This is a genomic window from Bacillus sp. 0909A (assembly GCF_036765115.1).
GTDB classification, from domain to species: Bacteria; Bacillota; Bacilli; order Bacillales; family Bacillaceae; genus Bacillus; species Bacillus mojavensis.
In genome coordinates this window covers 120705-145334 of record NZ_JBAIZU010000001.1, presented here as the reverse complement: position 1 = coordinate 145334, position 24630 = coordinate 120705, and the positions used below count along the sequence as shown (strand labels likewise).

The following is a 24630-nucleotide window of genomic DNA, read 5'->3' as shown; positions in this document are numbered from 1 at the left end:
CTGTTATTTACGATATAATTTTTCGTGCACCACAGTTGTATCAGCAATATAATCATGAATCCCCTGTTTTTTAGGGGAAAAAGCGATGACGATATATAAAATCCAAATTTTATCAATATACCGCCCGACCACTTCACGGAAAATCACAGTGCTCCATGTCAGCTTATGGCCCTGCTTGACAGAAATTACTTTGAGGCCGAACACCATTTTTCCGAGCGTTTGCCTGAAGTATTTGGTCATCAGCGCAAAATATGCCAGATAAACGAAAAGCGTTGTGATACTGTAGGCTGAGATGGTAAACACGCCGGACGTTTTCGGCAGATCCAGTAAAGTAAAGATGGGAGAAACGATTAAATGGTTTAACCCCCACACAACGAGCCAATCAAGCAGGAAAGCCCAAAAACGGACCCAAAAGCCCGCATATGCGTGTGTGAGCTGTTCCGTTTGATCCGGGCCTGCAATGTCGCTGCGCTCTAACTCTTCATATGTCGCATCCATTATTGATCCCTCCTACTTCGCATAGAGATACATCATTCTCGGCGAACCGGATTGTGAAAGAACTTCTCTCATATTCAGAAAATCAATTTCACTTTTAAACATCTTGTTCGCTCCCATGGAAAACAGAGAGCCTAATCCGAAGCTTTCCTCGTAAGAGACGACAGAAGCGTTTTTCAAGTTTTTATGGTCCTTCTTCATGGCCGCAATTGTATCATCATAAAATCCAAGTTCATCCACAAGGTTCAGTTTTTTCGCCTGCCGCCCGTCATACACGCGTCCGTCCGCGATTTTCTTTACCTGTGTTTTCGATAGGCCGCGGCCTTCTGAAATGACATCGACAAAGCCTTCATAAGAGTTATCAACCATAGATTGCATGATATTTTTTTCTTCTTTTGTCATCTCACGGGAAGGAGACATAATATCCTTGTGAGCCCCGCTTTTAATGGTCTCAAAAGAGATGCCGAGCTTATCAGCCAGCTTTGAGTAATTCACGCTTTCCATGATAACCCCAAGAGATCCTGTCAGGGTTTCCGGTGTCGCAAAAATTTTATCCGCAGCTGTTGAGATATAATACCCGCCGGAAGCTGCCATCGATCCCATTGACACATAGATTGGTTTTTTTGTTTCTTTTTTTACTTCTTCCAGTTTTTTATGTATTTCGGCACTTTCATACACTCCGCCTCCCGGAGAGTTTACCTTGAGTACGATCCCTTTAACCGCATCATCCTCTTTTGCCTGCTCAAGGTTTTTCAAGAATGTTCGATGGTTATACCCTTCTGAACCGAGCAGACTGCTTGAATCACCATTATCCTGAATGGTGCCGCTGACCTCCAAAACAGCGATTTTGCTGGAAAGGCTTCCGTTTTCAAGCGTCACTTCCTGGGATTCATCTGTCAGTGACGTAAGGTCTGTTTGAGCACCCTTAACACTTTCAAAGAAACTCATTGAGATACTGACGATGATGGACACGCCAAAAATTCCAAGGGCGATCACTAATGCGATCCATCTTTTTGCATTCATTTTTTCTCCTCCTTTTCCCCAAACTCTCTCATTATACGATTGAAATGAGAAAATGTTTCATTAATGAGAAAGCTCCGGCTTAACGGGCTGCCGGCAAACATGGTACACTTATGACCAAAGGTATTTTATCACAAATACTGGATGGCAGAAAAACTTAAATATGACAGCAAAGGGGAAATGGGATATGACCGATCATCGCCGTAATGTTTATTTTTTTCACAAACAGGACCAGGAAACAAACAAACAAGTCAGTTCCTTAACACAATTGGCTGAAGAGAACGGATTTACTGTTGTCAATCAGCCTTCTGACGCCAATATTATTGCCAGTGTAGGCGGAGACGGTACATTTTTGCAGGCGGTCAGAAAGACGAATTTCCGTGACGACTGCTTATACGTTGGCATCACCAAAAAGGGGAAAGCTCATTTATACTGTGATTTTAACAGTGATGAGCATGAAAAAATGGTGGATATGATGACATTTGAGCAAATTGAGGTCAGAAAATACCCGCTGATTGAAGTGACAGTGGATCACACCAGTCCTTTTCATTGTTTAAACGAAGTTTCCATTCGATCGAGCATTATTAAAACCTTTGTGATGGATGTGCTGATTGACGATCTGCACTTCGAAACATTCAGAGGAGACGGAATGATTATTTCCACGCCTACAGGCAGCACAGCTTATAATAAGTCTGTGGCCGGAGCCGTCGTTGATCCGCTGCTTCCCTGCATGCAGGTGACGGAGCTTGCTTCACTGAACAATAATACCTACCGCACTCTAGGCTCTCCGTTTGTCCTCAGCTCTGAGCGAAAGCTGACGCTTCGTGTGGTGCAAGCCGGAAATGAACACCCGATTATCGGTTTGGACAATGAAGCACTCAGCACAAGAAACGTGAAAACGATTGAAATCAAGCTGTCTGATAAAAAAATAAAAACAGTGAAACTAAAGGACAATTCTTTTTGGGAGAAAGTAAAACGGACATTTTTATAGAAAATGAAAAGGACAGGCTATTCCCCTGTCCTTTTTTATTGGTGATTCTCATATACAATCTGACCGTTGATAACGGTTTTTTCTATCTTTAAAAGGTGAAGCTGTTTCGGGTCAGTTGTAAACGGATCTTCGCTGAGAATGGTAAAATCCGCGTCATACCCTTCTGCTATTTTCCCCCGTGTCTGCTCTTTGTATATGATCTCAGCACTTCCTGCTGTATAAAGCCTGATAGCTTCATATACTGTTAAACACTCGCTTTTGTTATAGGTCGGGCCGTTTTGTTCGCGGCTGCTTGTCCGGAGCACCGCAGACTGAATGCCGAGAAGCGGCTCAACAGGCTCAATCGGAGCATCAGAACCCCCCGCACATAAAATGCCTTTAGAGATCAGTGTTTTCCAAGCGAAGGCTGTTTTCATCCGGGCTTCTCCAAGACGGTCAATCACCCACGGAAAATCACTGGCGACGAAATGAGGCTGAAGATCAAGAGCGATCGGCATCCTTGCTGCTTTTTCAATCAACTCATCATTCAGCACCTGAGCATGAATCAGACGATCATGCCGGCCACTTTTTGGCGGATGCTGCTCGACAGCCTGCAGCACTTTTTCAAAGGCAAGGTCGCCGATGGCATGAACGGCAACCTCCATTCCTTTCTCTCTCGCTTTTTGAACGAGGCGGCTGAGTGTTTCATCATCATGAACTTGAACACCGTTTGTGGAAGGATCGTCATGATACGGCTCTTTTAACAAAGCTGTTCTCCCGCCAAGCGCTCCATCAGAAAATATTTTCATGGCACCGAATTCAACGTACGGGCCAGACGGCTTCTTCATTTGCTCCCACCGATCAACCGCTTCATGATGAACGAGCAAATGACAGCGAAACGGATACTTCCCGCTTGCCGCGGCCGTCTCATAAGCTTTCATCGGAACGGACACATCGCCGTAATAGGACAAATCTTCCGAATGGCCGCCTGTCAGGCCTTTTGTCCAACAATCCTGAATGGCCGCTGTAAGCGCCTGATCAACATAGTGCTGAGATACAGGCGGAACGGCTTGCAGGATCAGATCCTGTGCCTTATCAAACAGAAGCCCCGTCGGCTCGCCGTCTGCATCTCTTTCAATCACGCCGCCATCGGGATCAGGAGTGGCTTTTGAAATCCCTGCGGCTTGCAGCGCCGCAGAATTAACCGCTATTGCATGCCTGCATACCCGCTTGAGCAAGACGGGCCTGTCTGGGAATAAAAGATCAAGGTCATGCTTTGTCAAATAAGCCGGCTTCTCGAATTGATTTTCATTCCAGCCCTCTCCAATGAGCCAATCGTCTTCAGACAAGCTCTCTTCTCTTGCCTTCGCAGCCTGCAGCACAGCTTCTTTAGATGTATAAGAAGATAAATCAAGCTGGAGCTGTTTTTCTCCGTGCCCGATCAGATGCAAATGGCTGTCCACAAACCCCGGAAACATGACTGCTCCATTCAAACTGATGTCTTGTGTTTCCGGTGAACTGTATTTATTCTTCAGACTCTCATAGCTGCCGGTGCCTTTAATGACACCATCCTCTACATAAACAGCCTCCGTTTGGTGGCCTTCTTCGAGCATCGTATAAATGAAACCGCCGTGCCATATCGCCTTCATTCACGTTCACTCTCTTTCTTTACGCCTTTTTATTGGCTTTGAGCTGTTCTTCACGTTTTCTTAATTCCACTCGTCTGATTTTTGCAGAAGCCGTTTTCGGCAGGCTTTCCACAAATTCAATCTCTCTTGGATATTTGTATGGAGCAGTTATGGTCTTCACATGATTTTGCAGAACTTTGACAAGCTCATCACTCTGTTTTCCGTGATCTTGCAGAACAACGTATGCTTTAACGATGGAGCCCCTGATTTCATCCGGGCTTGCGACGACAGCACATTCTTTGACTTCAGGGTGCTTCACGAGCGCGTCCTCCACTTCGAATGGCCCGATCGTGTAGCCAGAGCTGATAATGATATCGTCATTTCGGCTTTCAAACCAGAAGTAACCATCCTCATCTTTTCTTGCTCTGTCTCCTGTTAGGAAATAATCGCCGCGAATTTGTGTTTTCATTCTTTCCGGATCTTTAAAATATTCTTTAAAGAGCGCCGGAGTGCTGAGGTGAACGGCGATATCGCCAACCTCACCCGTTTTGCAGATTTCACCGTCTTCATTGATGATCTCCACTTGATTTCCCGGTGTCGGTTTTCCCATGCTTCCCGGTTTAATATCCATATCCTTTAAGACACCGACTAAAAGCGTGCTTTCTGTTTGGCCGTATCCGTCCCGCACCTTAATGCCGAAGTGCTTTTGAAAAACATCAATGACTTCACGGTTGAGCGGCTCGCCTGCGGAAACGGCACTGTGAAGGGCAGAAAGATCATAGCGGTCCAAGCCTTCAACCTTCGCCATTAAGCGGTATTCCGTCGGCGTACAGCAGAAGACATTGATTTTGTAGCGGTTTAAAAGTTCTAAATATTTTTCGGCTTTGAATCTGCCTTGATACACAAAACCTGTTGCTCCGCTTCCGAGTACCGCCAACAACGGACTCCACACCCATTTTTGCCAGCCTGGCGCAGCAGTCGCCCATACGGTATCCTGTTCAGAAATATCAAGCCAAGCGCCGGCTGATGTTTTTAAATGAGCAAATGCCCATCCATGTGTATGTACAACACCTTTCGGCTGTCCCGTTGTTCCGGAAGTATAAGACAAGAACGCCATATCTTCTCTTGTTGTATCAGCAGTTTGAAAACGCCTTCCATCCGCATCAATCGTTAATAGATTTTTCCATCCGGCATCATTTTCGCCAATAGACAGCTTAATCAGGCGGTCTGCAGTACTGACATCACGAAAAGCGCCAATAAATTCTGAATACACGATTGCACCTTTTACCTCAGCGTGTTCAATCCGATACTCAAGATCTTTCGCGCGAAGCATTTCTGAACAAGGAATCACGACCATCCCCGATTTCAGGATAGCCAGATAAACGGCATAGGCTTCGAGCACACGCGGCACCATTACAATCAGCTTGTCTCCTTTTTTAAATCCAAGATCCGCCAGAGCCGCACCGATTTTATTTGTTTCTTCCATAAGCTTTTCATACGACCATGCGTTTTGTTTGCCTGATTCATCCTCCCATAATAGGGCGGTTTTTTGTCCAGTTGCACTGAACTTTTCGATTTCATTAACTAAATTGTATTCCATTGGGGCAATTAAATCTTCTCGTTTCAACACGAACAACTCCTCACTTTCTCCACCCATTATACATAAATACATGCCGTTTCCGTAAGGATATGCCTAAAAACAAGCTCTATAAACATAGGTTTTTATAGGCCGCTGGTCCTTTTTTATAAAAAAACGAAAAAGAGTGGGGAAAAGCCCCACTCTTAAGCCATTATGTGAAATTGTCAATTAGAATTGTCCTCCGCCCATGTTTTGTTGAGCAAAAGATACAAGACGTTTTGTGATCTCTCCTCCAACAGAACCGTTAGCGCGAGAAGTTGTTTCTGCTCCAAGGTTTACACCGAATTCAGAAGCGATTTCTAATTTCATTTGGTCGATGGCTTGAGCAGCTCCTGGTACTAGGAGTTGGTTACTGCTGTTACCGTTTTGACTGTTTTGTGCCATGTGTCTCACCTCCTTGTGAGTATAGAATGTGTCAAAACACATGGCTTCATACAGAAAATCTTTGGTAATTGTATACAGAGCCGGCTCTTAGTTAAAAGAGTTCTGCGAATTTATCGTTTGCTTCTTGTTCGCTATATAATGTCATCGTTTCAATGTGATCAACCGCCTCTTGAATCAACGGTTCAAAATCCACAAAGCTCTCAAAGTGTTCGATTTTTTCTTTTTTCGGGCGTGTTTTCGGGCTTGGCGGCGTAAAGATCGTGCAGCAATCTTCAAATGGCTGGATGCTTGTTTCGTATGTGCCGATTTCTCGTGATTTCTCGATGATTTCTGTTTTATCCATGGCGATTAACGGACGCAGAATCGGTGTAGACGTTACCGCATTAATCGCGTACATGCTTTCAAGCGTCTGGCTCGCTACCTGCCCGAGGCTTTCCCCCGTAATAATCGCGAGCCCGTTTCTTTTTTCTCTGATTCTGTCGGCAATTTGTAGCATTAAGCGGCGGGTTGCCGTCATCGTATAGTTTTCAGGAATTTGTTTTTGGATCAGCTCTTGCGTCTTTGTAAACGGGACGATATGAAGCGTCATGCTTCCCCCGAAGCGAGACAGACACTTCGCTAAGTCCATCACTTTTTGTTTCGCACGTTCGCTTGTGTATGGCGGGCTGAAGAAATGGACAGCTTCTACTGAGAGTCCTCTTTTCATAGCGTAAAAACCGGCTACCGGGCTGTCAAAGCCGCCGGAAAGCATCAGCATTGCTTTCCCCGCTGAACCGACCGGAAGACCGCCGGCGCCTTTTTCATTGCGAATCGTCAAAAAGGTTGCTTCCTCCCTGATTTCAATTCTGAGCGGAATGTCTGGATTGCGGACATCAACTGTCAGCCCTTCTGTATTTCGCAAAATATGGCCGCCGATTTCAGCGTTCATTTCATTTGTATCTAATTCAAACTGTTTATGCGCTCTCTTTGTCGCGACTTTAAATGTATCTCCAGGCTGATATTGATCCTTGATCGCCTGCAGGGCAGTTGTCTTAATATCATCAAGACGGCTCTCACACTTAATAGCCAGGCTGAAGCTTTGAATGCCAAACACTTGTTTCAAGTGAGGAAAAAGAGCCTCAGGGTCCACTCCATTTAAAGTAATCGTCATACGATCCCGATTAGAAAAGTATTTTAATGTTGGATAGTCTTTCAGGACAAGCCTGACGTTTTGCTTTAAACGTTCAATAAAGCTTTTTCTGTTTTTTCCTTTGGTTGATATCTCCCCAAAACGAATTAATATATGATCGTAATTCATATTCTACCTCATCATTTTTTTTAGTTTTTTGATGCCAGGCACAAGCGCGTTCATAAATGGCTCTGTCACATCGCTTGTCTGGCTGTAGTTTAAGCTGATTCTGATGCTGCTTCCGGCGATCTGCTCTCCCTTGCCCATCTGTAACAGGACTTTGCTCGGTTTATGTTCCTTTGCCGAGCAGGCTGATGTCGTGGAAACGAATATATCCTTTTCCTCCAGCATGTGCAAAAGCACCTCCGCTTTTATGCCCGGCACAGAAAAATTAATGATATGCGGGGCGCTATTGCTTTGAGGAGTATTTAAGACAACACCGTCTGAGTCACTCAGCTTTTTCATAAACAATTCCTTTGCGGCCACCATTCTTTCAAGGTGATGATGATAATCATCAGACGCAAGATTGATGGCTTTGGCCAGTGAAACCGCACCTGCTGTATGCTCGGTTCCTGCACGTATGCCTTTTTGCTGAGTGCCGCCTGTTATCAGCGGAATAAGACGCGTTCCTTCCTTTACAAAAAGTGCACCTGTCCCCTTCAGTCCGTGGAATTTATGGCCGGATATTGAACAAAGATCAATGCCGGCATTCTCGATCGCCAAGGGAACTTTAAAGATGCCTTGCACATAATCAACGTGAAACAGAATGTTCGGATACTGCTTCAGCACTTCCCCGGCCTCTTCAATGGGCTGCACGGAGCCAACTTCATTGTTTACATGCATCATGCTGACAAGCACGGTATCCGGCCGAATCGCATCTTTCAGCTCCTTAATGGAAACAAATCCTTCTTCATTTACTGAAAGATAAGTTACTTCAAACCCGAATAGCTCTGTCAGCTGCTCCAAAGATTCAGTAACGGACGGATGTTCAATAGAAGTGGCAATGATATGTTTGCCTGTTTTTATCTTTGACAAAGCGGCTCCTTTTAAAGCCACATTATTAGCTTCTGTAGCACCTGACGTAAATACAATATCATAATTCTTTAGGCCCAAGGCTCTTTTTATTTGATTTTTGGCTGCCTGAAGCAGCTGTTCTGTTTCGGCTCCATATCGGTGCAAAGATGAAGGATTGCCAAAATATCGGCTGCTAGTCTGTTCATAAACGTTCAAGACTTCATGATAAGGTTTGGTCGTTGAACTATTATCTAAATATATCATCTTTTTTTACTCCTTTATGAAAGCGGTACAAGGTATGATATTTATGTTACCATAACAAAATTTAATAGAAAATTACAAAAAGCTAGTATTGACTTCTAAATATTTTACCATATAATAAGATTTGTTCGTTTCGTCATATTATCTGACAATTAATTGACAGAATATTTTAACATAATTACTAGGAGGATTTTCATGAAACACTCACTGCCTGTCAAAGATACCATTATTATTGGTTTCATGCTATTTGCGCTATTCTTTGGAGCAGGAAATATGATTTATCCGCCGGAACTTGGACAAGCAGCCGGACACAATGTCTGGAAAGCCATCGGCGGATTTTTACTGACCGGGGTAGGCCTGCCTCTTCTCGGAATTATTGCTATTGCATTAACCGGTAAGGATGCTAAAGGACTTGCTGATAAAGCTCACCCTGCATTCGGAACAGTATTTACCGTTGTGCTTTATTTATCAATCGGACCATTATTCGCCATCCCAAGAACAGGAACCGTTTCTTATGAAATTGGTGCAGTTCCGTTTCTGACTGGCGTTCCTGAAAGACTGTCTTTATTAATTTTTACACTTATCTTTTTCGGCATTACTTATTATTTAGCGCTAAACCCAACCAAAGTCGTGGATCGAATTGGAAAAATTCTCACGCCTATTAAATTTACAATTATCTTAGTGATTGTTCTCAAAGCAATTATCACGCCAATGGGCGGTTTGGGCGCAGTTACAGAAGCATATACAGGTACACCGGTATTTAAAGGATTTTTGGAAGGCTACAAAACAATGGACGCGCTTGCTTCCATCGTATTTGGTGTTGTCGTTGTAAATGCTGTGAAAAGCAGAGGCGTTACACAATCAAAAGCTCTTGCCGCAGCCTGTATTAAAGCCGGAATAATTGCTGCATTAGGGCTGACATTCATTTATGTTTCTCTGGCTTACCTAGGTGCAACAAGCACAAACGCAATCGGACCTGTTGGTGAAGGAGCTAAAATACTATCAGCGTCGTCCCATTATTTATTCGGTTCATTGGGAAATATCGTACTTGGGTCAGCTATCACAGTCGCGTGTTTAACTACAAGCGTTGGGCTTGTCACTTCCTGCGGCACGTATTTTTCAAAGCTTATCCCTGCGCTATCATATAAAGTTGTCGTTACCATTGTCACTTTATTCAGCCTGATTATCTCTAATTTCGGGCTTGCTCAAATTATCGCTTTTTCAGTTCCTATTTTATCAGCTATTTATCCTCTTGCCATTGTCATTATCGTTCTTTCATTTATTGATAAGCTCTTTAAAGAAAGACGTGAAGTTTACATTGCATGCTTAATCGGCACAGGATTATTCAGTATTTTAGACGGTATTAAAGCAGCCGGTTTTTCGCTCGGAGCTCTAAATACGTTTTTAAATGAGAATCTCCCGCTATACAGCCTTGGTATCGGGTGGGTGATTCCTGGGATTATCGGAGCGATTATCGGCTATATTCTTACCTTTTTCATCGGTACACCCAAACAACAGCTTAAAGAAATAAGTTAAGGTCATGGTCGCCTGCGTTACTGCGCAGGCGTTTTTTTAATAAAAAAGAGCCCGCTCATCAACTGCGGGCTCTTTTTACGATCTGAATGTTAAGCGGATACATCAGCTTTTATTTTTTTTACAGCACCTGGCGCAGCTTTCTCTACAGCTGCAGCCGCAATTTCATAGGACTGTTCATAATCATAAGCGTAAAACCGTCTTTCCGCTTCTTTCAGCTGTTCAGATAAAATGTGGTTCTGGCTTCTGAATCGGTTTCCGAACTGAATGATTTTTTCAATCAGCATAACCTGCTCTACCAATTCCTCTGATTCCCGGCTCGCCCTGTTCACGATATCTTCCGCTTCTTTCAGATGGGCTCCGGCTTCTTCCATATTTAAAGGAATTTCGTTTAATTGATTGACCGTCTCTTGAATGTGATGATGCGCGTTTTCCAGCATCTCTTGAATATGGCTCGGGATGCCCGGGATGTTGCTTATCTTCAGCAGTCTTGCAGTTTCAGAAATGGTTTTTTTCAGATTGCTGAGCGTCTCTCTCGCCTGCAGTTCTTCTTTTCTAAGAGCCTGCAGCTTTTCACGATAATCCGCATGGTCTTTTTTCACTTCTTCGATTTGCTTCTCAATTGATGCGACCTCTTCAACTAAAAGAGAGTAGGCGACATGCTCTGCATCCAGCTTATCTTTTACCGACGCAAGCAGCTTGCCGACTTCATCAATGCGCTTTTCAAAGGCCTGCTGTTTGCCTAGCTCACCTGCTGTCAGTCTGTAGCTTTCCTTCACCAGTTCAGTTTCAGCCTTTGTCTGCTCCTTCTCTTCTTTCAGCTTATCGTAAGCAATGATCAGCTCAGGCATTTTGCTTAACACAGATTGGCCTGCTTCAACTTCACCCTCGAGCTGCTGGTAAACAGATTGAATATTTTCGTCTATGAGCTGCAGTATGGCAGATGCTTCATCAATATCCAGCTCAGTCATCAAAACATGTTCTGCCCGTTTCAGCTGATTTGACAGGTTTTCCAGTTCCTTATCAATCTGGATATGCTCAAGCTTATACCCTTTCTCTTTCATTTCGCGATATCCGTCTTTGAGCTTTGCAATCTGGCCCGGCAACGTCTGCTTGCAGTCGGCTAACAGTTTCGGCACATCATCTATGTACGACTGAAGCCGTTCAAGATTGCGATCCTGCTCAAGAAGAACTTTTCTTGCAGTAATGTAATTCCCGCCCTCTGTCTCTTCTTCAAACTGTTTGATCCCGCTCCAGATCTCGTCAAGATCTGCTTCAAGGCTGTCATAAAGCTCTCCGTAAAGGTGGCTGTATGCCAGCAGGTTTTTTCGGGACTTTGAGTAGCGTTCTCTTACCTGTTCAATCTCTTCGCGGCTCTTTTCTTCACTTGTGACGAGATTGCTGATTTCCCGGAGTATCTTTTCAATGTTCGATTCCGCCGCTGTCAGGAGATCGTCGATATGAACGAGCACTTGATTGGCTTTTTTAAACCGGTATTTGTCCGCGCATTCTTCGGCATCATAAAGGAGCTCTTCAACTTTCGGCATATGGGCAGTGACAATCTCATCCCATTCTTCACGCCATTTCTCAAAGAACTCTTCTGTCTGCCCCGTCATTTTCAGATGTTTAATTTTGGACATTTCTTCCACTATCGAACGATTGAGAATTTCAATCTTCCAAGATTCCAAACGATCAATTTCCGTGTAGATTTTTTTCCTGAAAAAGTAGCCCGCTGCAAACAGCGCGAGCAGTACAATTAATAATCCAATGACAAACTCCATAATGAGCCCCCTTGCTGTTAACCTTAATCTGTCAGGGTGTTTTATTTATTCAGAAAGATTTCAGGATATGTATTGAGAAAAACTGTCGTTTTCATTGTTATTATGATACCATGTAACCAACATTTTTTGAGCAGAAATCAAAAACTTTTTGTGCAAAATCGGCAGGATTTGACTATTTTTTCACGGGGTGACACCAATGCTAAAGCGAGACGGACATATTCACACACCATTTTGCCCTCACGGAACAACAGACACACTCAGGCAATATGCGGAGGAAGCGATAAAAAAAGGCTTTCAATCGATTACGTTTACAGAGCACGCTCCTTTGCCTCCCTCTTTTACCGACCCGACACCGCAAAAAGACAGCGCGATGGCGCAAGCCTCTTTGGAACACTATATTAATGAAATTTCCGGTTTAAAAAGAGAATATCGCGGACAGCTTGACATACGGACCGGGCTCGAGGTCGACTATATCGCTGAATACGAAGGTGAAATCAAATCGTTTCTGGATGCATACGGCCCATTTTTAGATGACAGCATCTTATCCGTTCATTTTTTGCGCACGGGCTCGTCCTATCTGTGCCTCGACTATGATGAGCATACATTTAAAGAGCTGATCTCAGAGTGCGGAAGCATCGAAGCTGTATATGAACTGTATTACCGCAGCATTTATTCTTCTATTGTAGCATCTCTGGGCACCTATAAGCCAAAAAGAGTCGGTCACATCACACTCGTCAAAAAATTCATCAGGCTGTTTCCTTATAAAATGTCCGATCATATTCAGAGGCTTGTATCTGAGTGCCTGAACGCTGTCGAGGAAAATGGAATGGAGCTTGACTTTAATACATCAGGTCTGAGAAAAACATACGCGGGGGATATTTATTTGGAGGACTGGATGATTGAGGCGGCGAAGCAAAAAAACATCCCGCTTGTGTTCGGGTCTGATGCCCATCAAGCGGGTGATGTCGGATACGCGTATGTGAAGTTTACTGAACTGCGCTAATTTGTGACCGCATGTCTCCTGTCCGGAATACGCTTCTGATCCAAATCTTGATTTCTTCAAAATACATTTTATAAAAGTACGGCTCGTGCGGCTGCATATAGAGCACTTCTGAAATGTATTGAGGCTGGAGATAGGGCATCATCAAGAGAGATTTTAATTGAAGAATAAAATGAGGCAGCGGCAGCGTTAAATGTTCTCGCTGTTTTTCTCCTTCCTCAATAATCAGCTGGAAGATATACTTTTCCTTCATCAGGTACGTCGACATAATCTCTCTTATTAAAGTCGAATCAATGGTGACTTCCCGGTAAACAAACCGAGTTAATTGACGATTGTTATGCTGATAGGATAAAATATCGAAAACCAATTGGAGAAGCTGCTCCTGCGTGCTTTGAAAAGAGATGTTGCCTACCGCTGTTTCAAGTGTTTTATTGTAGCCTTCGTAAAACTCTGAAACTAAGTATTCCATCAAGCCTCCTTTGCCTTTAAAATAGTAGGAGATGTGCGCAACATTTACATCAGCTGACTTTGCGATTTCACGGACAGATGTGCCAGAAAATCCTTTTTGGTTAAAGAGCATGACAGCAGATTCAATAATTTTGTCTTTGGTGCTTACTTTCATACCGGCTCACTCCTTCCTCTTGTTACACATTCAAGGAGAAGACCGGCTGTTCCTGTAAGAACTTATCGACAAATGCCGGCAGAAAAGCCGGGATTTTGTTTTATATTATAGAAAAAGTGAGGGTTTTCCATGTTTCATGTCGAACAACAATCCGGAGATAAAGAAAAAGACTATCAGCTTCTTCTAAAACAGCTCGAAGCCATAACAGAAGATGAAACAGATCAAATTGCAAACTATGCAAATGCGTCAGCACTGCTTTATCATTCGTTGCCCGAGGTCAACTGGGCCGGTTTCTATTTTGCTAAGGAAGGGGAAGGACAGCTTGTGTTAGGGCCGTTTCAAGGTCTGCCGGCATGTGTCCGTATTCCTTTCGGTAAAGGCGTTTGCGGAACAGCATATACAAACGGAAAAGTGGAGCGAGTTGCGGATGTAAACGCATTTCCGGGACATATTGCCTGTGATGCAGCATCTCAATCAGAAATTGTGCTTCCGATTCATGTAGACGGGAACCTAGTCGGCGTCTTGGACATTGACAGCCCTGTCAAGAACAGATTTGATGAGATCGATGAAAAGTATCTTTCACAATTTGTAAAAACCCTTGAAAAAGCTTTAGTGTAATGCATACAACAAAAGCCCAAAACATGTAGCGTTTTGGGCTTTTTTCATTTTATTATCGACTCGTGAATCATCAAACGGTTTTTCCCGCTGCGTTTTGCGGTGTAAAGCGCTTCGTCGGCCTCGTGAACAAGTTCCTTCAAGGACTTTTTCGATGCTGAATCCCAGCAAGAGATCCCGCATGAAATCGTCACCTCAGGCTTTGTGCTTTTTCTCACTGCACAAACAAGCCTTTCGGTAATCCGTTTCCCGACGGCTACTGTCACATTCGGAAGGTAAACTGCCAGCTCCTCGCCCCCCCAACGGGCGCCAACATCATGTTTTCGGATATTGCTTTTGATGACGGAAGCGACCTGTATTAAAATCTCGTCCCCTGTCTGATGTCCGTATGTATCATTTACATTTTTAAAATTATCAATATCAACAAGAATAAACACGCCTTTTTGATGAATTTTCATGCTGTATTGGATTTTTTCATCTAAATAGACTCTTGAATACAGCTCTGTCAGCTGATCCGTTTTCACAAGATGCTCAAGGCGGTCGCGAAGCATCGAATTGGTCACAGCCAGCGTAGCGTGATGAATCAGCGCTTGGAACAGCTTGTACATTTCAAAGGTAAAAGCGTACATTTCCTTTTTTAGCAAAACGGCAAATCCCAGAAGCTGGTCATTCTCAATCATCGGAACAGCCATAAGCGAACCGTATCCGGCTTTTCCGAAAACAGACTGTCCATTTCCGATAAAAACACCCTTTTCTCCTTCGTACAGTTTTTCCTTTATTTCATTATATATATCAGACGTCTTCGTTTCTTTAAAAAATGCTGTGCTCCCGGGAAGCAGTGTCTGCTGTTCAAAATGGTCAATATGGAAAAAACCCACTTCTTCAGCATGAAAGGATTCAGCCATTCTCACAGCAAGATCGTTCATCGTATCCGTTAGCGTCAGCCGCTGGTTAAGACGGCGCGTTGTTTCATTAATTAATTCCAAGTTTGCAATACTTGTTTTGGATTGTTCATAGAGCTGGGCATTTTCGAACGCCTTTCCCGCCGCATTTGCTATCAGTGACATTTCATCAAGGTACGCGTCGGTAAGAGGGCTGTCTCCCGCCCCATCTGCCATCAGAACGCCGTACGTTCCCTGCTGCCCTTTAATTGGAATGTAAGCGGTCGTTTCATTTTTCCGCAAAATGTCCCCGGATAGATAGACTTTAAGCGCAAAGGAATCGGCATCTTCCCCTTCCATATACAGCTCTGTTGCAGGAACACCTAAACATTGGTCCTGATCATGGGAAATAAACAGAGAAAATTGAAACAGGGGAAACGTGGTGTGTAAGCTTTCAAGAAGCTTCTTCAGCACTTCCGTCTGATCGAGCAGCGAATGGAACAGTTCGGTCATCTTGTATATCTTTTTTTGATAGATTGTTTTGATATAAAGTCTTTCCTGTTTCATTGACTGATTCAAAAAAGAAGAAATCAAATCGGGAAGCTCTTCCGGAAACACTCCGTCCTGCCTGCATGTGAAATGAAAGCTCCTGCCGGTGACATGATCTTCAATAACAAATAATGAGGCATTTATTTTCATTGCAGAAAAATGCACTTCATCCTGTGCCATTTGTGCCATGTGATCAGATGGAGAAGGTAAAAGGGATACGCAAAGTGATGGAAAATATGTTTGAATAGCCGAAGTCAGCCATAAAAGAGAGTCGTTGAATGAGACCTTTTCAGATTTGGCTAATAAAAAATCGAGCATATGATAACGAAAGGCGGGTAATTGATCTTTTGTTTCTTCTATCATGTTTTATCACCTAAAAAGTTTACCACTAATTTTTGTTTATTATATCACAAACAGCGAAGCAATAATGAATGAATGGTTGACTTCAAAACAAATAAATTATATAATGACCTTTGTGTGAAATATTGCAGCCTTTTTGTTCAGCTTCTATGTTTTCATTTTGTTCCTTATCAATAAGGTGTATCGTGTAACTCTCTGCTGCTGGAGCGAGGATACATGAAAACAAAATGTGCATGGTCGAATAGAACAGACGGTTTTTATTTTCCACAAAATAAAACCAAAGGAGGAGTCACATTATGGCTCGCTATACAGGTCCATCTTGGAAACTGTCCCGCCGTCTAGGAATCTCTCTTAGCGGAACAGGAAAAGAATTAGAAAAACGCCCTTACGCTCCAGGTCCACACGGCCCAGGACAACGTAAAAAATTATCAGAATACGGTTTGCAATTGCAAGAAAAGCAAAAGCTTCGTCACATGTACGGTGTAAACGAACGCCAATTCCGCACACTGTTTGACAAAGCTGGCAAACTAGCTGGTAAACACGGTGAAAACTTCATGATTCTTTTAGATTCTCGTCTTGATAACGTTGTGTACAAGCTAGGTTTAGCGCGTACTCGCCGTCAAGCTCGCCAATTGGTTAACCACGGTCACATTACTGTAGACGGAAGCCGCGTTGACATCCCGTCTTACCAAGTAAAAGCTGGTCAAACAATCGGTGTTCGCGAAAAATCAAGAAACCTTTCAATCATCAAAGAATCAGTTGAAGTAAACAACTTCGTTCCTGAATACCTTACTTTCGATGCTGAAAAGCTTGAAGGTACATTCACTCGTCTTCCAGAGCGTTCTGAACTTGCTCCGGAAATTAACGAAGCGCTTATCGTTGAGTTCTACTCTCGTTAATCGTTTAAAAACCCCCCTGCCGCTATGCGGTCGGGGGGTTTTTTTCGTCTGCTTCTTCTACTGTTTCCTGCTGGACAACACTTTCTTTGGCCTGCTGCTCCCAATAATCCCGCTGCATTCTTTCTTTGGCGATCGTACACATGAGATTCACGGTGAGCTCTCCCTCCTATTGAAAAGGTGGTGAATGGTCGTGTTTGCCCTATCTAATATACTCTTTCCCTCAAATTCCTATGCACTAAACCAAAAACATCCTTTGCCAATTAAGCAAAGGATGTTTTTTTCTTATTTATACGTGACAAGGAAGTATTTTTTCTTCCCGCGGCGAAGCACAGTAAACTGATCTTCAATGCGGTCTTCAGCAGATAAGATATAGTCAATTTCTGTCTGGCGTTCACCGTTAATGTAAACGGCTCCGTTTTTAATATCTTCACGGGCTTGTCGTTTAGACGGTGACAGTTTCGATTCAACCAGCACATCTACGAGTGACAGTTCTTCAGCGCTGTCTTTTTCTAGAGAAGGCACATCTTTAAAACCGATTTTTACGTCTTGGGCAGAAAGCTCTTTAATATTGCCGCTGAACAATGCTTGGGAAATATTAATCGCTTGCTCCAGTGCCTCGCGTCCGTGAACGAGCGCTGTCACTTCTTCCGCCAGGCGTTTTTGCGCTTCACGCTTTTCAGGCGCTGTTTCAGTTTTTTCAGCGTATTCTTCGATTTCTTCTTTTGAAAGGAACGTAAAGTATTTTAAGTATTTCACAACATCACGGTCATCTGTATTGATCCAGAATTGGTAGAATTCATATGGAGACGTTTTTTCTTTATCTAGCCAAATTGCGCCGCCTTCGGTTTTTCCGAATTTTGTGCCGTCCGCTTTCGTTACAAGCGGAATGGTAAGACCAAACGCTTTTGCTCCTTCTTCTTCAGATTTTCTGATCAGCTCAAGGCCAGCTGTAATGTTGCCCCATTGATCGCTTCCGCCGATTTGCAGCTTACAGTTTTTCTCTCTGTACAGGTTTAAGAAATCATAAGATTGAAGAATCATGTAGCTGAATTCTGTGTAAGAGATGCCGGATTCGATTCTGGAGCTGACTGTATCTTTTGCCAGCATGTAGTTGATGCCGAAGTTTTTGCCGACGTCACGAAGGAAGTCAATCACATTCATGTTTCCGATCCAGTCGTAGTTGTTTGCCATAACAGCCGGGTTTTCCGCTGAATCAAAATCAAGAAATCTTGAAAGCTGATGTTTGATTTTTTGCGACCATTCGACAACGATATCTGCCGTGTTTAACGTACGCTCTGCTTTTTTTCCGCTCGGATCGCCGATTAAACCAGTCGCGCCGCCAACAAGCGCAATCGGATGGTGCCCCGCAAGCTGAAAACGGCGGAGTGTTAAAATTGGCAGCAGGTGCCCGATATGCAAGCTATCTGCTGTTGGATCAAAGCCTGAGTACAGGCGGATTTTTTCTTCGTTCAGCTGTTTATTTAGTCCTTCTTCATCCGTCATTTGCTGAATCAATCCGCGGAAGGATAAGTCTTCAAGTAAGTTTGTCATGAGATAAAGCTCCTTTTTTAATAAAATAAAAACGCCCCTTCGTGTAAACGAAGGGACGATTGATTATCGCGGTACCACCCTACTAATAAGAGCATACATACAGCTTTTTGCTCTTATCACTTTGCCTGATAACGGATCAGGTCCGTTCTTTCACTACTGAAAGCCTGAGGCGGCTTTGTTTGCAAAAGCGGTTCATGAGTGTATTCGATATATCCGTCTGTGCTGATTTTCACCGGCCATCAGCTCTCTGGAACGTAGGGATATTCTACTTGTCTCAATCTTTACCTTTTCATATGAAGCTATATCATTTTTAACATAAATAAAATCCCGTGTCAACGGCACCTTTTAATCCTCCATCGTTGACAGGTCTCCGGCCGGAAGATTCAACTCCCACGCCTTCAGCACACGCCTCATGATCTTACCGCTCCGTGTTTTTGGAAGCTTATCCTTAAATTCAATTTCACGCGGAGCGGCATGGGCTGCAAGGCCTTGTTTGACAAATTGGCGAATGTCTTCTTTCAGTTTATCAGACGGTTCAAACCCTTCTCTGAGAGCGATAAAGGCTTTAATGATTTCCCCGCGCACCGGATCAGGTTTTCCAATGACACCCGCCTCCGCAATTGCCGGATGTTCGACAAGCTTGCTTTCCACTTCAAATGGCCCGACTCGCTCACCGGAGGTCATGATGACATCGTCCACTCTGCCTTGGAACCAAAAGTACCCTTCATCATCCATGTAGGCAGAATCGCCCGACACATACCATCCGCCCGGCATAAAATAAGAGTCGTATTTTTCAGGGTTGTTCCAAATCGTGTGCATCATAGATGGCCAGCCCTTTTTAATAGCAAGGTTCCCCATTCGATACGGAGGAAGCTCGTTCCCCTGATTGTCAACGATTGCTGCTTCTACACCGGGAATCGGTTTTCCCATCGAGCCTGGTTTTATGTCCATGCAAGGATAGTTGCAGATCAGCTGCCCGCCCGTTTCTGTCATCCACCATGTATCATGAATCCGTTGATTAAAGACTTTATGCCCCCATCTGATCACTTCCGGATTTAAAGGTTCACCGACACTCAGCACATGGCGGAGTGAAGTCAGATCATATTTGGCAGCCATATCATCTCCGGCTCCCATCAGCATTCGAAAGGCAGTCGGCGCGCTGTACCAGACGTTTACGCCAAGCTGCTCAATCGTGCCATACCAGCTTTCCGGGCTGAATCGTCCGCCGACTATGACATTTGTCGCTCCGTTCAGCCACGGCGCAAAAATCCCGTACACCGTTCCAGTCACCCAGCCTGGGTCAGCCGTGCACCAGTAAATGTCCTCTTCCTTTAAATCAAGGACCCATTTTCCTGTCTGATACTGCTGAATCATCGCCTCATGGACATGAAGCACACCCTTTGGCGTACCCGTAGATCCTGATGTATAGTGAAGCAAATAGCCGTCTTTTTTGTCCATCCATTCAATGTCCAGTCTTGTGCTCTCATGTTTAGCCGCTTCATCATAATCAATGATGTTTGCTCCGCTCTTTTCAGCCCGGCCGCCGACTATGAATATACGCTGTAAATCAGGCAGCTTGTCAACCGGAATCCTTTCCAAAAGCTCAGGCGTCGTGACAACAACCTTTGCCTCGCTGTTTTGAAGCCGGTCCTTAACAGCCCCCTCCATAAACGCTTCAAATAACGGCCCGGCGATTGCGCCGATTTTGATGGCACCTAGCATAATAAAATAAAGCTCGGGTGATCTCGGCATAAAAATAAAAACGCGGTCCCCTTTTTCCACATTTCCATACCGTCTCAGCACATTCCCGGCTCTGTTTGTTTCTTCTTTCATTTCTTTAAATGTGTATTTTTCATCCCGCTTTGCGTCCTTATAATAAAGCGCAACTTTGTTTTTTCGAAAAGATTCGGCATGACGGTCTATCGTTTCATAAGCCGCATTCAATTTCCCTGTCTTATGCCAAGAGAAATGTTTCTCTGCTTCGGACCAATCAAATTGCCGATACGTTTCTTCATAGTTTTTTAAATTATGATCCCCCTCTATTGCTGGCAACGCTTTCAAATTCATGTCCAAACATCCCCCTTTGCTGAAGTTGTCACATTTATTATAGTATATATTCATACTCTTCTCAATTTTTAAAATATAAACCATGTTGAAAACGCTTTATAATTTGTTATTCTTAAAGGAGGCATGTATTTTTTATAGAAATTGATGGGACGGTGAATCAGTGGAACATCATAAAACATATCACTCTGCAAACATCAAAACAGCAACCGGCTCCTTACTGATAGAAGGCCCTGTCTCTCCAGAGGAATTGGCAGGTTATGAGTTTCATAAGGATTTGACCGCATTTCGGCCGCCCCGGGAACAGCATGAAGCATTAGTCGATATTGCTGGCCTTCCTGAGGGACGCATTATCATTGCCAGAGACGGCCAAACCATTGTCGGCTATGTGACGTATTTATACCCTGATCCGCTCGAAAGGTGGTCAGAAGGAAATATGGAGGATTTGCTTGAGCTCGGAGCCATTGAGGTGGCGCCGGCATACCGGGGATGTTCTGTCGGAAAAACGCTTCTGACCGTCAGTATGATGGACGAACAAATGGAGAACTACATTGTGATGACGACAGAGTACTACTGGCATTGGGATTTAAAAGGGATGAAAAAAGATGTGTGGGAGTACAGAAAGATCATGGAGAAAATGATGAACGCAGGCGGATTGGTCTGGTTTGCAACCGATGAGCCCGAGATCAGCTCCCATCCTGCGAACTGCCTGATGGCGCGCATCGGAAAAAACGTCAGCCAGAAATCAATTGAACAATTTGACAGGCTCCGTTTTTATCACCGTTATATGTATTAACTGACACTGACAAAGGGGAAAAGATAATGATTGTTGAGCAAATCATGGAAAAGGATGTCATCACATTAACGAAAACGGATACGCTTGAAACAGCAATACACAAGCTGAAGGAATTTCATATCAGGCATTTGCCTGTTATTAACGAAGACCGCCATGTAATTGGGATGATTACAGACAGAGATATGAAACAGGCTAGCCCCAGCATTTTTGAAGAAAGCAAACGCAGCCGTTTTCTCACACGAAGCGTTGAATCAATTATGAAAAAAGACGTAGTATGCGCCCATCCGCTTGATTTTGTTGAAGAAATATCAGCAGTCTTCTACGAGCATGGCATTGGCTGCCTTCCTGTCGTGCAGCATCAAAAATTAATCGGCATTCTGACAAAAACCGATTTGCTGCGGACTTTTGTAAAGCTGACAGGCGCTGACCAGCCCGGATCGCAGATTGAGATAAAAGTAAATGACATCACAAAGAGCCTCGCCGATATCAGCAGCCTCTGCCAAAGACTTCAGGTAAAAATACTGAGCGTTCTTGTCTATCCTCATGACGATTCCGGCGCAAAGGTGCTTGTATTCCGTGTCAAGACGATGAATCCGCTGCCGTTTTTGCAGGAATTGCAAAAAAACGGGCATCTCATCGTATGGCCGTCAGAGCATAGGGATCAGCTATGAGGGACAGTGTGTTCATTTATTCTCCCTCTTATCAGACCTATATGTTTCACCAGGAGCACCCCTTTAATCAGCAACGTGTTCTCCTGACATATGATTTGCTCAAATCAATGGATGCCTTTGACGAGGGAGATATCGTCAGTCCGCGGCTTGCGGCGGAAGATGAGCTGGCTCTCGTTCATACGGACGATTATATTCAGGCAGTAAAGCTTGCCGGCGCCGGAAAACTTCCAGCCGAAGAAGGGGAAAGCTATGGGCTCGGTACGGAAGATACACCTGTCTTTGCAGGCATGCATGAAGCGGCCTCACTATTAGTCGGCGGCACCTTAACGGCTGCGGATTATGTCATGTCAGGGCAAGCACTGCATGCTGCCAACCTTGGGGGAGGCTTGCACCATGGGTTTCGCGGAAGGGCTTCAGGATTTTGCATATATAACGACAGCGCTGTAGCGATTCAATATATTCAGAAAAAATATCAAGCCAGGGTGCTGTATATTGATACGGACGCCCATCACGGAGACGGTGTGCAATTTGCATTTTATGATAACCCCAACGTCTGCACCCTGTCCCTTCATGAAACGGGACGGTATTTATTCCCAGGAACCGGTCAGATTCAGGAAAAAGGAAGCGGAAAAGGCTACGGATATTCCTTTAATATCCCGCTTGATGCTTTTACGGAGGATGATTCATTTATTGAGGCTTACCAGACAGCAGCTTCAGAAATCGCCGCTTATTTTCAGCCGGATGTGATTATCAGCCAAAATGGCGCTGATGCCCATTACTACGATCCGCTGACTCATTTGTCGGCAACGATTTCCATTTACAATGAAATTCCGCGGCTTGCTCACGCACTAGCGCATCAATATTGCGGCGGAAGATGGATCGCCGTCGGAGGAGGCGGATATGATATTTGGCGTGTGGTGCCCCGTGCCTGGGCCCGAGTATGGCTTGAAATGAAAGGAATCGATCCGGGACATGACATACCACCTGAATGGATCGCAAAATGGCAAAAGCAATGCCCAGTCACCCTTCCGTCCAGCTGGAGCGACCCCGCCGATTTATATCCGCCGATTCCACGCAAGCCAGAAATTACAGAAAAAAATGCCCAAACGGTCAGCAAAGCGTTATATGCGATACGATCAGAGCGTCAGGAAAAAACAAAATAAAAAAACGACCTTCACGAAGAGGTCGTTTTTGATTTTTTGATGACGATTTCCACACGCCGGTTTTCCTTCATATGTTCATTTGTTTTGTTATCCTTTACAGGCTTTGTATCTGCATATCCAACAGCGATAAACCGTTTCGACGGGAGTTTCTCTTTTGATGTGAAGTATTGAATGACCCCGCTTGCCCGTGCTGCAGATAGCTCCCAGTTGGACGGATACCTGTACGTTGAGATATTTCGGCTGTCTGTATGGCCCTCCACTTGAATATCATTTGGAATAGACTGAAGAAGAACTGCAATTTGGTGAAGAAGCGTTTCGGCATTATTCAACACGTCAGCCTCACCCGAATCAAATAGCACCGCTTCCTGAAGAACGAGCACAACCCCTCGTTCATCCCGCTTTGCTGTCATTTTTGACTTTAACTGATGCTCTCGAATGTATGTATTTACTTTTTGCAGCAGTTGATCCTGCTGATTCTCTTGCTTTTTCGCATTGGCTGACGGCGTGTCTTTTTGATCGATGGCTGTTTGGTCTGGCTGAAGCCCGCTGCCATCCTTTTGGATCGAGTTCACCGCTGCTTTAAATTTTTGCAGATCAATCTGCGACATCGAAAAAAGTAAAATAAAGAACACAAGAATCAGCGTAATCAGATCTGTAAAGGTTACCATCCAGCCGGAGGATGACTGATTGTTTTTCCTGCTTCCATTCCTTCGTACAAAGCGCTCTCTTCTAAGCTTCATGTACAGATCCCTTTTTTGTCTTGACTTGATTAGGCTGCTTCCGCCATTCTTCCCGAGAGCTGAAAACGACGAGCTGGCTTTCCAGATTGCGCGGATTTTTTCCGGATTGTATCCCGATGATGCCTTCCACCATTACCTGTTTGATGAAAATTTCACTCTCTGTTTTTTCTTCAAGCTTAGCCGCAATCGGATTAAATACCATGTTTGCCAACAATGAACCGTATAAGGTCGTCAAAAGTGCAACGGCCATATTGGGTCCAAGCATATCAGGGTCATTTAAATTTTTGAGCATCAGCACCAGCCCGACTAGTGTCCCAATCATGCCCCATGCCGGAGCGAATTCTCCCGCTTTTTCAAAAACGCGGCGCCCTTTGCGGTGCCGTTCCTCCATTGCTGCAATTTCTGAATCCATGACAAGCCGAATCGTTTCTTCATCCCAGCCGTCAACCGCCAGAAGCAGCCCTTTTTTCAAGAATGGGTCTCTGATTTCTCTGGCGTGGTCATCCAATGATAAAAGCCCATGTTTTCGCGCATGGTCGGAAAGGGAAACGAAGGTTTTCACAAGGTCCTTTACATTGTCTTCCTGGCGGATAAATGCCTGCTTTAACACAGTTGGCGTTTTTTTTAGCTCCCTCGGCGGAAAACTGATAAAAACAGCGGCGCAAAGCCCTCCTGTTACGATAAAGAAAGAAGTCAGATCTAGAAAAGAGCGGAAACCGCTTACTCCCGATCCGGAAATAATTCCAATTACAATAATAATCGTTCCTAACACAAAACCAACAGGTGTAAGATAATCAAAACGTTTCATCATTTCTCCTCACTCATA

Annotated in this window: 23 protein-coding genes and 1 other annotated feature; of the genes, 8 read left to right on the top strand and 15 right to left on the bottom strand. The window is 44.1% G+C overall.

The window, feature by feature from the left end; translation table 11 throughout:
* Positions 1-3: 3 nt before the first annotated feature.
* Both V6D42_RS00765 and sppA read right to left on the bottom strand, forming a co-directional pair.
* A complete protein-coding gene (locus V6D42_RS00765; RefSeq protein ID WP_333512096.1) occupies positions 4-498 on the bottom strand; it encodes an RDD family protein in 495 nt (164 codons plus the stop codon).
* Positions 499-510: 12 nt separating this feature from the next.
* The gene (gene sppA, locus V6D42_RS00760; protein WP_268472236.1) at positions 511-1518 is read right to left on the bottom strand and encodes a signal peptide peptidase SppA; all 1008 of its coding nucleotides are present in this window, start codon (positions 1516-1518) and stop codon (positions 511-513) included.
* A 184-nt stretch (positions 1519-1702) separates the two neighbouring features.
* Here sppA and V6D42_RS00755 point away from each other — a divergent pair, with 184 nt between their 5' ends.
* A complete protein-coding gene (locus V6D42_RS00755; protein WP_333512095.1) occupies positions 1703-2506 on the top strand; it encodes an NAD kinase in 804 nt (267 codons plus the stop codon).
* A 35-nt stretch (positions 2507-2541) separates the two neighbouring features.
* Here the strand turns inward: V6D42_RS00755 and V6D42_RS00750 are convergent, their stop codons facing one another.
* The 5 genes from V6D42_RS00750 to V6D42_RS00730 all read right to left on the bottom strand — a co-directional run bounded on the left by V6D42_RS00750 (position 2542) and on the right by V6D42_RS00730 (position 8582).
* On the bottom strand, positions 2542-4134 hold the full coding sequence (locus tag V6D42_RS00750) for an amidohydrolase (RefSeq protein ID WP_333512094.1): 1593 nt from the start codon (positions 4132-4134) through the stop codon (positions 2542-2544).
* 19 nt (positions 4135-4153) lie between these two features.
* Positions 4154-5743: an acyl-CoA synthetase MbcS gene (mbcS, locus tag V6D42_RS00745; RefSeq protein ID WP_333512093.1), complete on the bottom strand. Its 1590-nt coding sequence runs from the start codon at positions 5741-5743 to the stop codon at positions 4154-4156.
* Positions 5744-5920: 177 nt separating this feature from the next.
* Positions 5921-6136 (bottom strand): alpha/beta-type small acid-soluble spore protein, encoded by a 216-nt coding sequence (locus V6D42_RS00740; RefSeq protein ID WP_010335306.1) that lies wholly within the window; start codon positions 6134-6136, stop codon positions 5921-5923.
* A 91-nt stretch (positions 6137-6227) separates the two neighbouring features.
* The gene (gene thiI, locus V6D42_RS00735; RefSeq protein ID WP_010335307.1) at positions 6228-7433 is read right to left on the bottom strand and encodes a tRNA uracil 4-sulfurtransferase ThiI; all 1206 of its coding nucleotides are present in this window, start codon (positions 7431-7433) and stop codon (positions 6228-6230) included.
* A 3-nt stretch (positions 7434-7436) separates the two neighbouring features.
* Positions 7437-8582, bottom strand: coding sequence for a cysteine desulfurase family protein (locus tag V6D42_RS00730; RefSeq protein WP_333512092.1), 1146 nt, complete (start codon positions 8580-8582; stop codon positions 7437-7439).
* 192 nt (positions 8583-8774) lie between these two features.
* Between V6D42_RS00730 and brnQ the strand changes: the two genes are divergently transcribed.
* A complete protein-coding gene (brnQ, locus tag V6D42_RS00725; RefSeq protein WP_168748523.1) occupies positions 8775-10115 on the top strand; it encodes a branched-chain amino acid transport system II carrier protein in 1341 nt (446 codons plus the stop codon).
* Positions 10116-10204: 89 nt separating this feature from the next.
* Here the strand turns inward: brnQ and ezrA are convergent, their stop codons facing one another.
* Complete coding sequence (ezrA, locus tag V6D42_RS00720; protein ID WP_333512091.1) at positions 10205-11893, bottom strand: septation ring formation regulator EzrA; 1689 nt, start codon at positions 11891-11893, stop codon at positions 10205-10207.
* A gap of 196 nt (positions 11894-12089) precedes the next feature.
* Between ezrA and hisJ the strand changes: the two genes are divergently transcribed.
* Positions 12090-12896, top strand: a complete 807-nt coding sequence (gene hisJ / locus V6D42_RS00715; protein WP_333512090.1) for a histidinol-phosphatase HisJ — start codon at positions 12090-12092, stop codon at positions 12894-12896.
* Here the strand turns inward: hisJ and refZ are convergent.
* A complete protein-coding gene (refZ, locus tag V6D42_RS00710; RefSeq protein WP_333512089.1) occupies positions 12880-13515 on the bottom strand; it encodes a transcriptional regulator RefZ in 636 nt (211 codons plus the stop codon). The genes hisJ and refZ overlap by 17 nt on opposite strands.
* 129 nt (positions 13516-13644) lie before the next feature.
* Here refZ and V6D42_RS00705 point away from each other — a divergent pair, with 129 nt between their 5' ends.
* Entirely contained in the window at positions 13645-14133 is a 489-nt protein-coding gene (locus V6D42_RS00705; RefSeq protein WP_333512088.1) for a GAF domain-containing protein, read from the top strand.
* Positions 14134-14177: 44 nt separating this feature from the next.
* Here V6D42_RS00705 and V6D42_RS00700 read toward each other — a convergent pair whose 3' ends face one another.
* On the bottom strand, positions 14178-15923 hold the full coding sequence (locus V6D42_RS00700) for a diguanylate cyclase domain-containing protein (protein ID WP_333512087.1): 1746 nt from the start codon (positions 15921-15923) through the stop codon (positions 14178-14180).
* A 293-nt stretch (positions 15924-16216) separates the two neighbouring features.
* Between V6D42_RS00700 and rpsD the strand changes: the two genes are divergently transcribed.
* Complete coding sequence (gene rpsD, locus V6D42_RS00695) at positions 16217-16819, top strand: 30S ribosomal protein S4 (RefSeq protein WP_010335313.1); 603 nt, start codon at positions 16217-16219, stop codon at positions 16817-16819.
* A 22-nt stretch (positions 16820-16841) separates the two neighbouring features.
* Here the strand turns inward: rpsD and sr7p are convergent, their stop codons facing one another.
* The 3 genes from sr7p to acsA all read right to left on the bottom strand — a co-directional run bounded on the left by sr7p (position 16842) and on the right by acsA (position 20437).
* Complete coding sequence (gene sr7p / locus V6D42_RS00690) at positions 16842-16970, bottom strand: small protein SR7P (RefSeq protein ID WP_268448336.1); 129 nt, start codon at positions 16968-16970, stop codon at positions 16842-16844.
* A 131-nt stretch (positions 16971-17101) separates the two neighbouring features.
* Complete coding sequence (tyrS, locus tag V6D42_RS00685; protein ID WP_229146487.1) at positions 17102-18370, bottom strand: tyrosine--tRNA ligase; 1269 nt, start codon at positions 18368-18370, stop codon at positions 17102-17104.
* 48 nt (positions 18371-18418) lie between these two features.
* Positions 18419-18661, bottom strand: a binding site (T-box leader).
* Positions 18662-18715: 54 nt separating this feature from the next.
* Positions 18716-20437 carry an acetate--CoA ligase gene (gene acsA / locus V6D42_RS00680; RefSeq protein ID WP_333512086.1) on the bottom strand — a complete coding sequence of 574 codons (1722 nt, stop codon included), beginning with the start codon at positions 20435-20437 and terminating at the stop codon, positions 18716-18718.
* Between the two features lie 160 nt (positions 20438-20597).
* On the opposite strand from acsA, the gene acuA reads away from it, so the two are divergent.
* The 3 genes from acuA to V6D42_RS00665 are packed head-to-tail and all read left to right on the top strand — an operon-like array spanning position 20598 to position 23064.
* Positions 20598-21230 (top strand): acetoin utilization protein acetyltransferase AcuA, encoded by a 633-nt coding sequence (acuA, locus tag V6D42_RS00675; RefSeq protein WP_333512085.1) that lies wholly within the window; start codon positions 20598-20600, stop codon positions 21228-21230.
* Between the two features lie 26 nt (positions 21231-21256).
* Positions 21257-21901 (top strand): acetoin utilization AcuB family protein, encoded by a 645-nt coding sequence (locus V6D42_RS00670; RefSeq protein ID WP_326329216.1) that lies wholly within the window; start codon positions 21257-21259, stop codon positions 21899-21901.
* Entirely contained in the window at positions 21898-23064 is a 1167-nt protein-coding gene (locus V6D42_RS00665) for an acetoin utilization protein AcuC (protein WP_326329218.1), read from the top strand. The genes V6D42_RS00670 and V6D42_RS00665 overlap by 4 nt, the downstream gene beginning before the upstream one ends.
* A gap of 11 nt (positions 23065-23075) precedes the next feature.
* Here V6D42_RS00665 and motS read toward each other — a convergent pair whose 3' ends face one another.
* Together motS and motP are read right to left on the bottom strand one after the other, a co-directional pair.
* Entirely contained in the window at positions 23076-23804 is a 729-nt protein-coding gene (motS, locus tag V6D42_RS00660; RefSeq protein WP_333512084.1) for a flagellar motor protein MotS, read from the bottom strand.
* Positions 23794-24612: a flagellar motor protein MotP gene (motP, locus tag V6D42_RS00655; RefSeq protein ID WP_326329253.1), complete on the bottom strand. Its 819-nt coding sequence runs from the start codon at positions 24610-24612 to the stop codon at positions 23794-23796. Before motP ends, motS begins: the two co-directional genes overlap by 11 nt.
* Positions 24613-24630: the final 18 nt, after the last annotated feature.

Bases quoted from the DNA above. Each gene is read 5' to 3' on its own strand.
- V6D42_RS00765 (WP_333512096.1), bottom strand. From the start codon at position 498: ATGGATGCGACATATGAAGAGTTAGAGCGCAGCGACATTGCAGGCCCG.
- sppA (WP_268472236.1), bottom strand. From the start codon at position 1,518: ATGAATGCAAAAAGATGGATCGCATTAGTGATCGCCCTTGGAATTTTT.
- V6D42_RS00755 (WP_333512095.1), top strand. From the start codon at position 1,703: ATGACCGATCATCGCCGTAATGTTTATTTTTTTCACAAACAGGACCAG.
- V6D42_RS00750 (WP_333512094.1), bottom strand. From the start codon at position 4,134: ATGAAGGCGATATGGCACGGCGGTTTCATTTATACGATGCTCGAAGAA.
- V6D42_RS00740 (WP_010335306.1), bottom strand. From the start codon at position 6,136: ATGGCACAAAACAGTCAAAACGGTAACAGCAGTAACCAACTCCTAGTA.
- thiI (WP_010335307.1), bottom strand. From the start codon at position 7,433: ATGAATTACGATCATATATTAATTCGTTTTGGGGAGATATCAACCAAA.
- V6D42_RS00730 (WP_333512092.1), bottom strand. From the start codon at position 8,582: ATGATATATTTAGATAATAGTTCAACGACCAAACCTTATCATGAAGTC.
- brnQ (WP_168748523.1), top strand. From the start codon at position 8,775: ATGAAACACTCACTGCCTGTCAAAGATACCATTATTATTGGTTTCATG.
- ezrA (WP_333512091.1), bottom strand. From the start codon at position 11,893: ATGGAGTTTGTCATTGGATTATTAATTGTACTGCTCGCGCTGTTTGCA.
- hisJ (WP_333512090.1), top strand. From the start codon at position 12,090: ATGCTAAAGCGAGACGGACATATTCACACACCATTTTGCCCTCACGGA.
- refZ (WP_333512089.1), bottom strand. From the start codon at position 13,515: ATGAAAGTAAGCACCAAAGACAAAATTATTGAATCTGCTGTCATGCTC.
- V6D42_RS00705 (WP_333512088.1), top strand. From the start codon at position 13,645: ATGTTTCATGTCGAACAACAATCCGGAGATAAAGAAAAAGACTATCAG.
- V6D42_RS00700 (WP_333512087.1), bottom strand. From the start codon at position 15,923: ATGATAGAAGAAACAAAAGATCAATTACCCGCCTTTCGTTATCATATG.
- rpsD (WP_010335313.1), top strand. From the start codon at position 16,217: ATGGCTCGCTATACAGGTCCATCTTGGAAACTGTCCCGCCGTCTAGGA.
- tyrS (WP_229146487.1), bottom strand. From the start codon at position 18,370: ATGACAAACTTACTTGAAGACTTATCCTTCCGCGGATTGATTCAGCAA.
- acsA (WP_333512086.1), bottom strand. From the start codon at position 20,437: ATGAATTTGAAAGCGTTGCCAGCAATAGAGGGGGATCATAATTTAAAA.
- V6D42_RS00670 (WP_326329216.1), top strand. From the start codon at position 21,257: ATGATTGTTGAGCAAATCATGGAAAAGGATGTCATCACATTAACGAAA.
- V6D42_RS00665 (WP_326329218.1), top strand. From the start codon at position 21,898: ATGAGGGACAGTGTGTTCATTTATTCTCCCTCTTATCAGACCTATATG.
- motS (WP_333512084.1), bottom strand. From the start codon at position 23,804: ATGAAGCTTAGAAGAGAGCGCTTTGTACGAAGGAATGGAAGCAGGAAA.
- motP (WP_326329253.1), bottom strand. From the start codon at position 24,612: ATGAAACGTTTTGATTATCTTACACCTGTTGGTTTTGTGTTAGGAACG.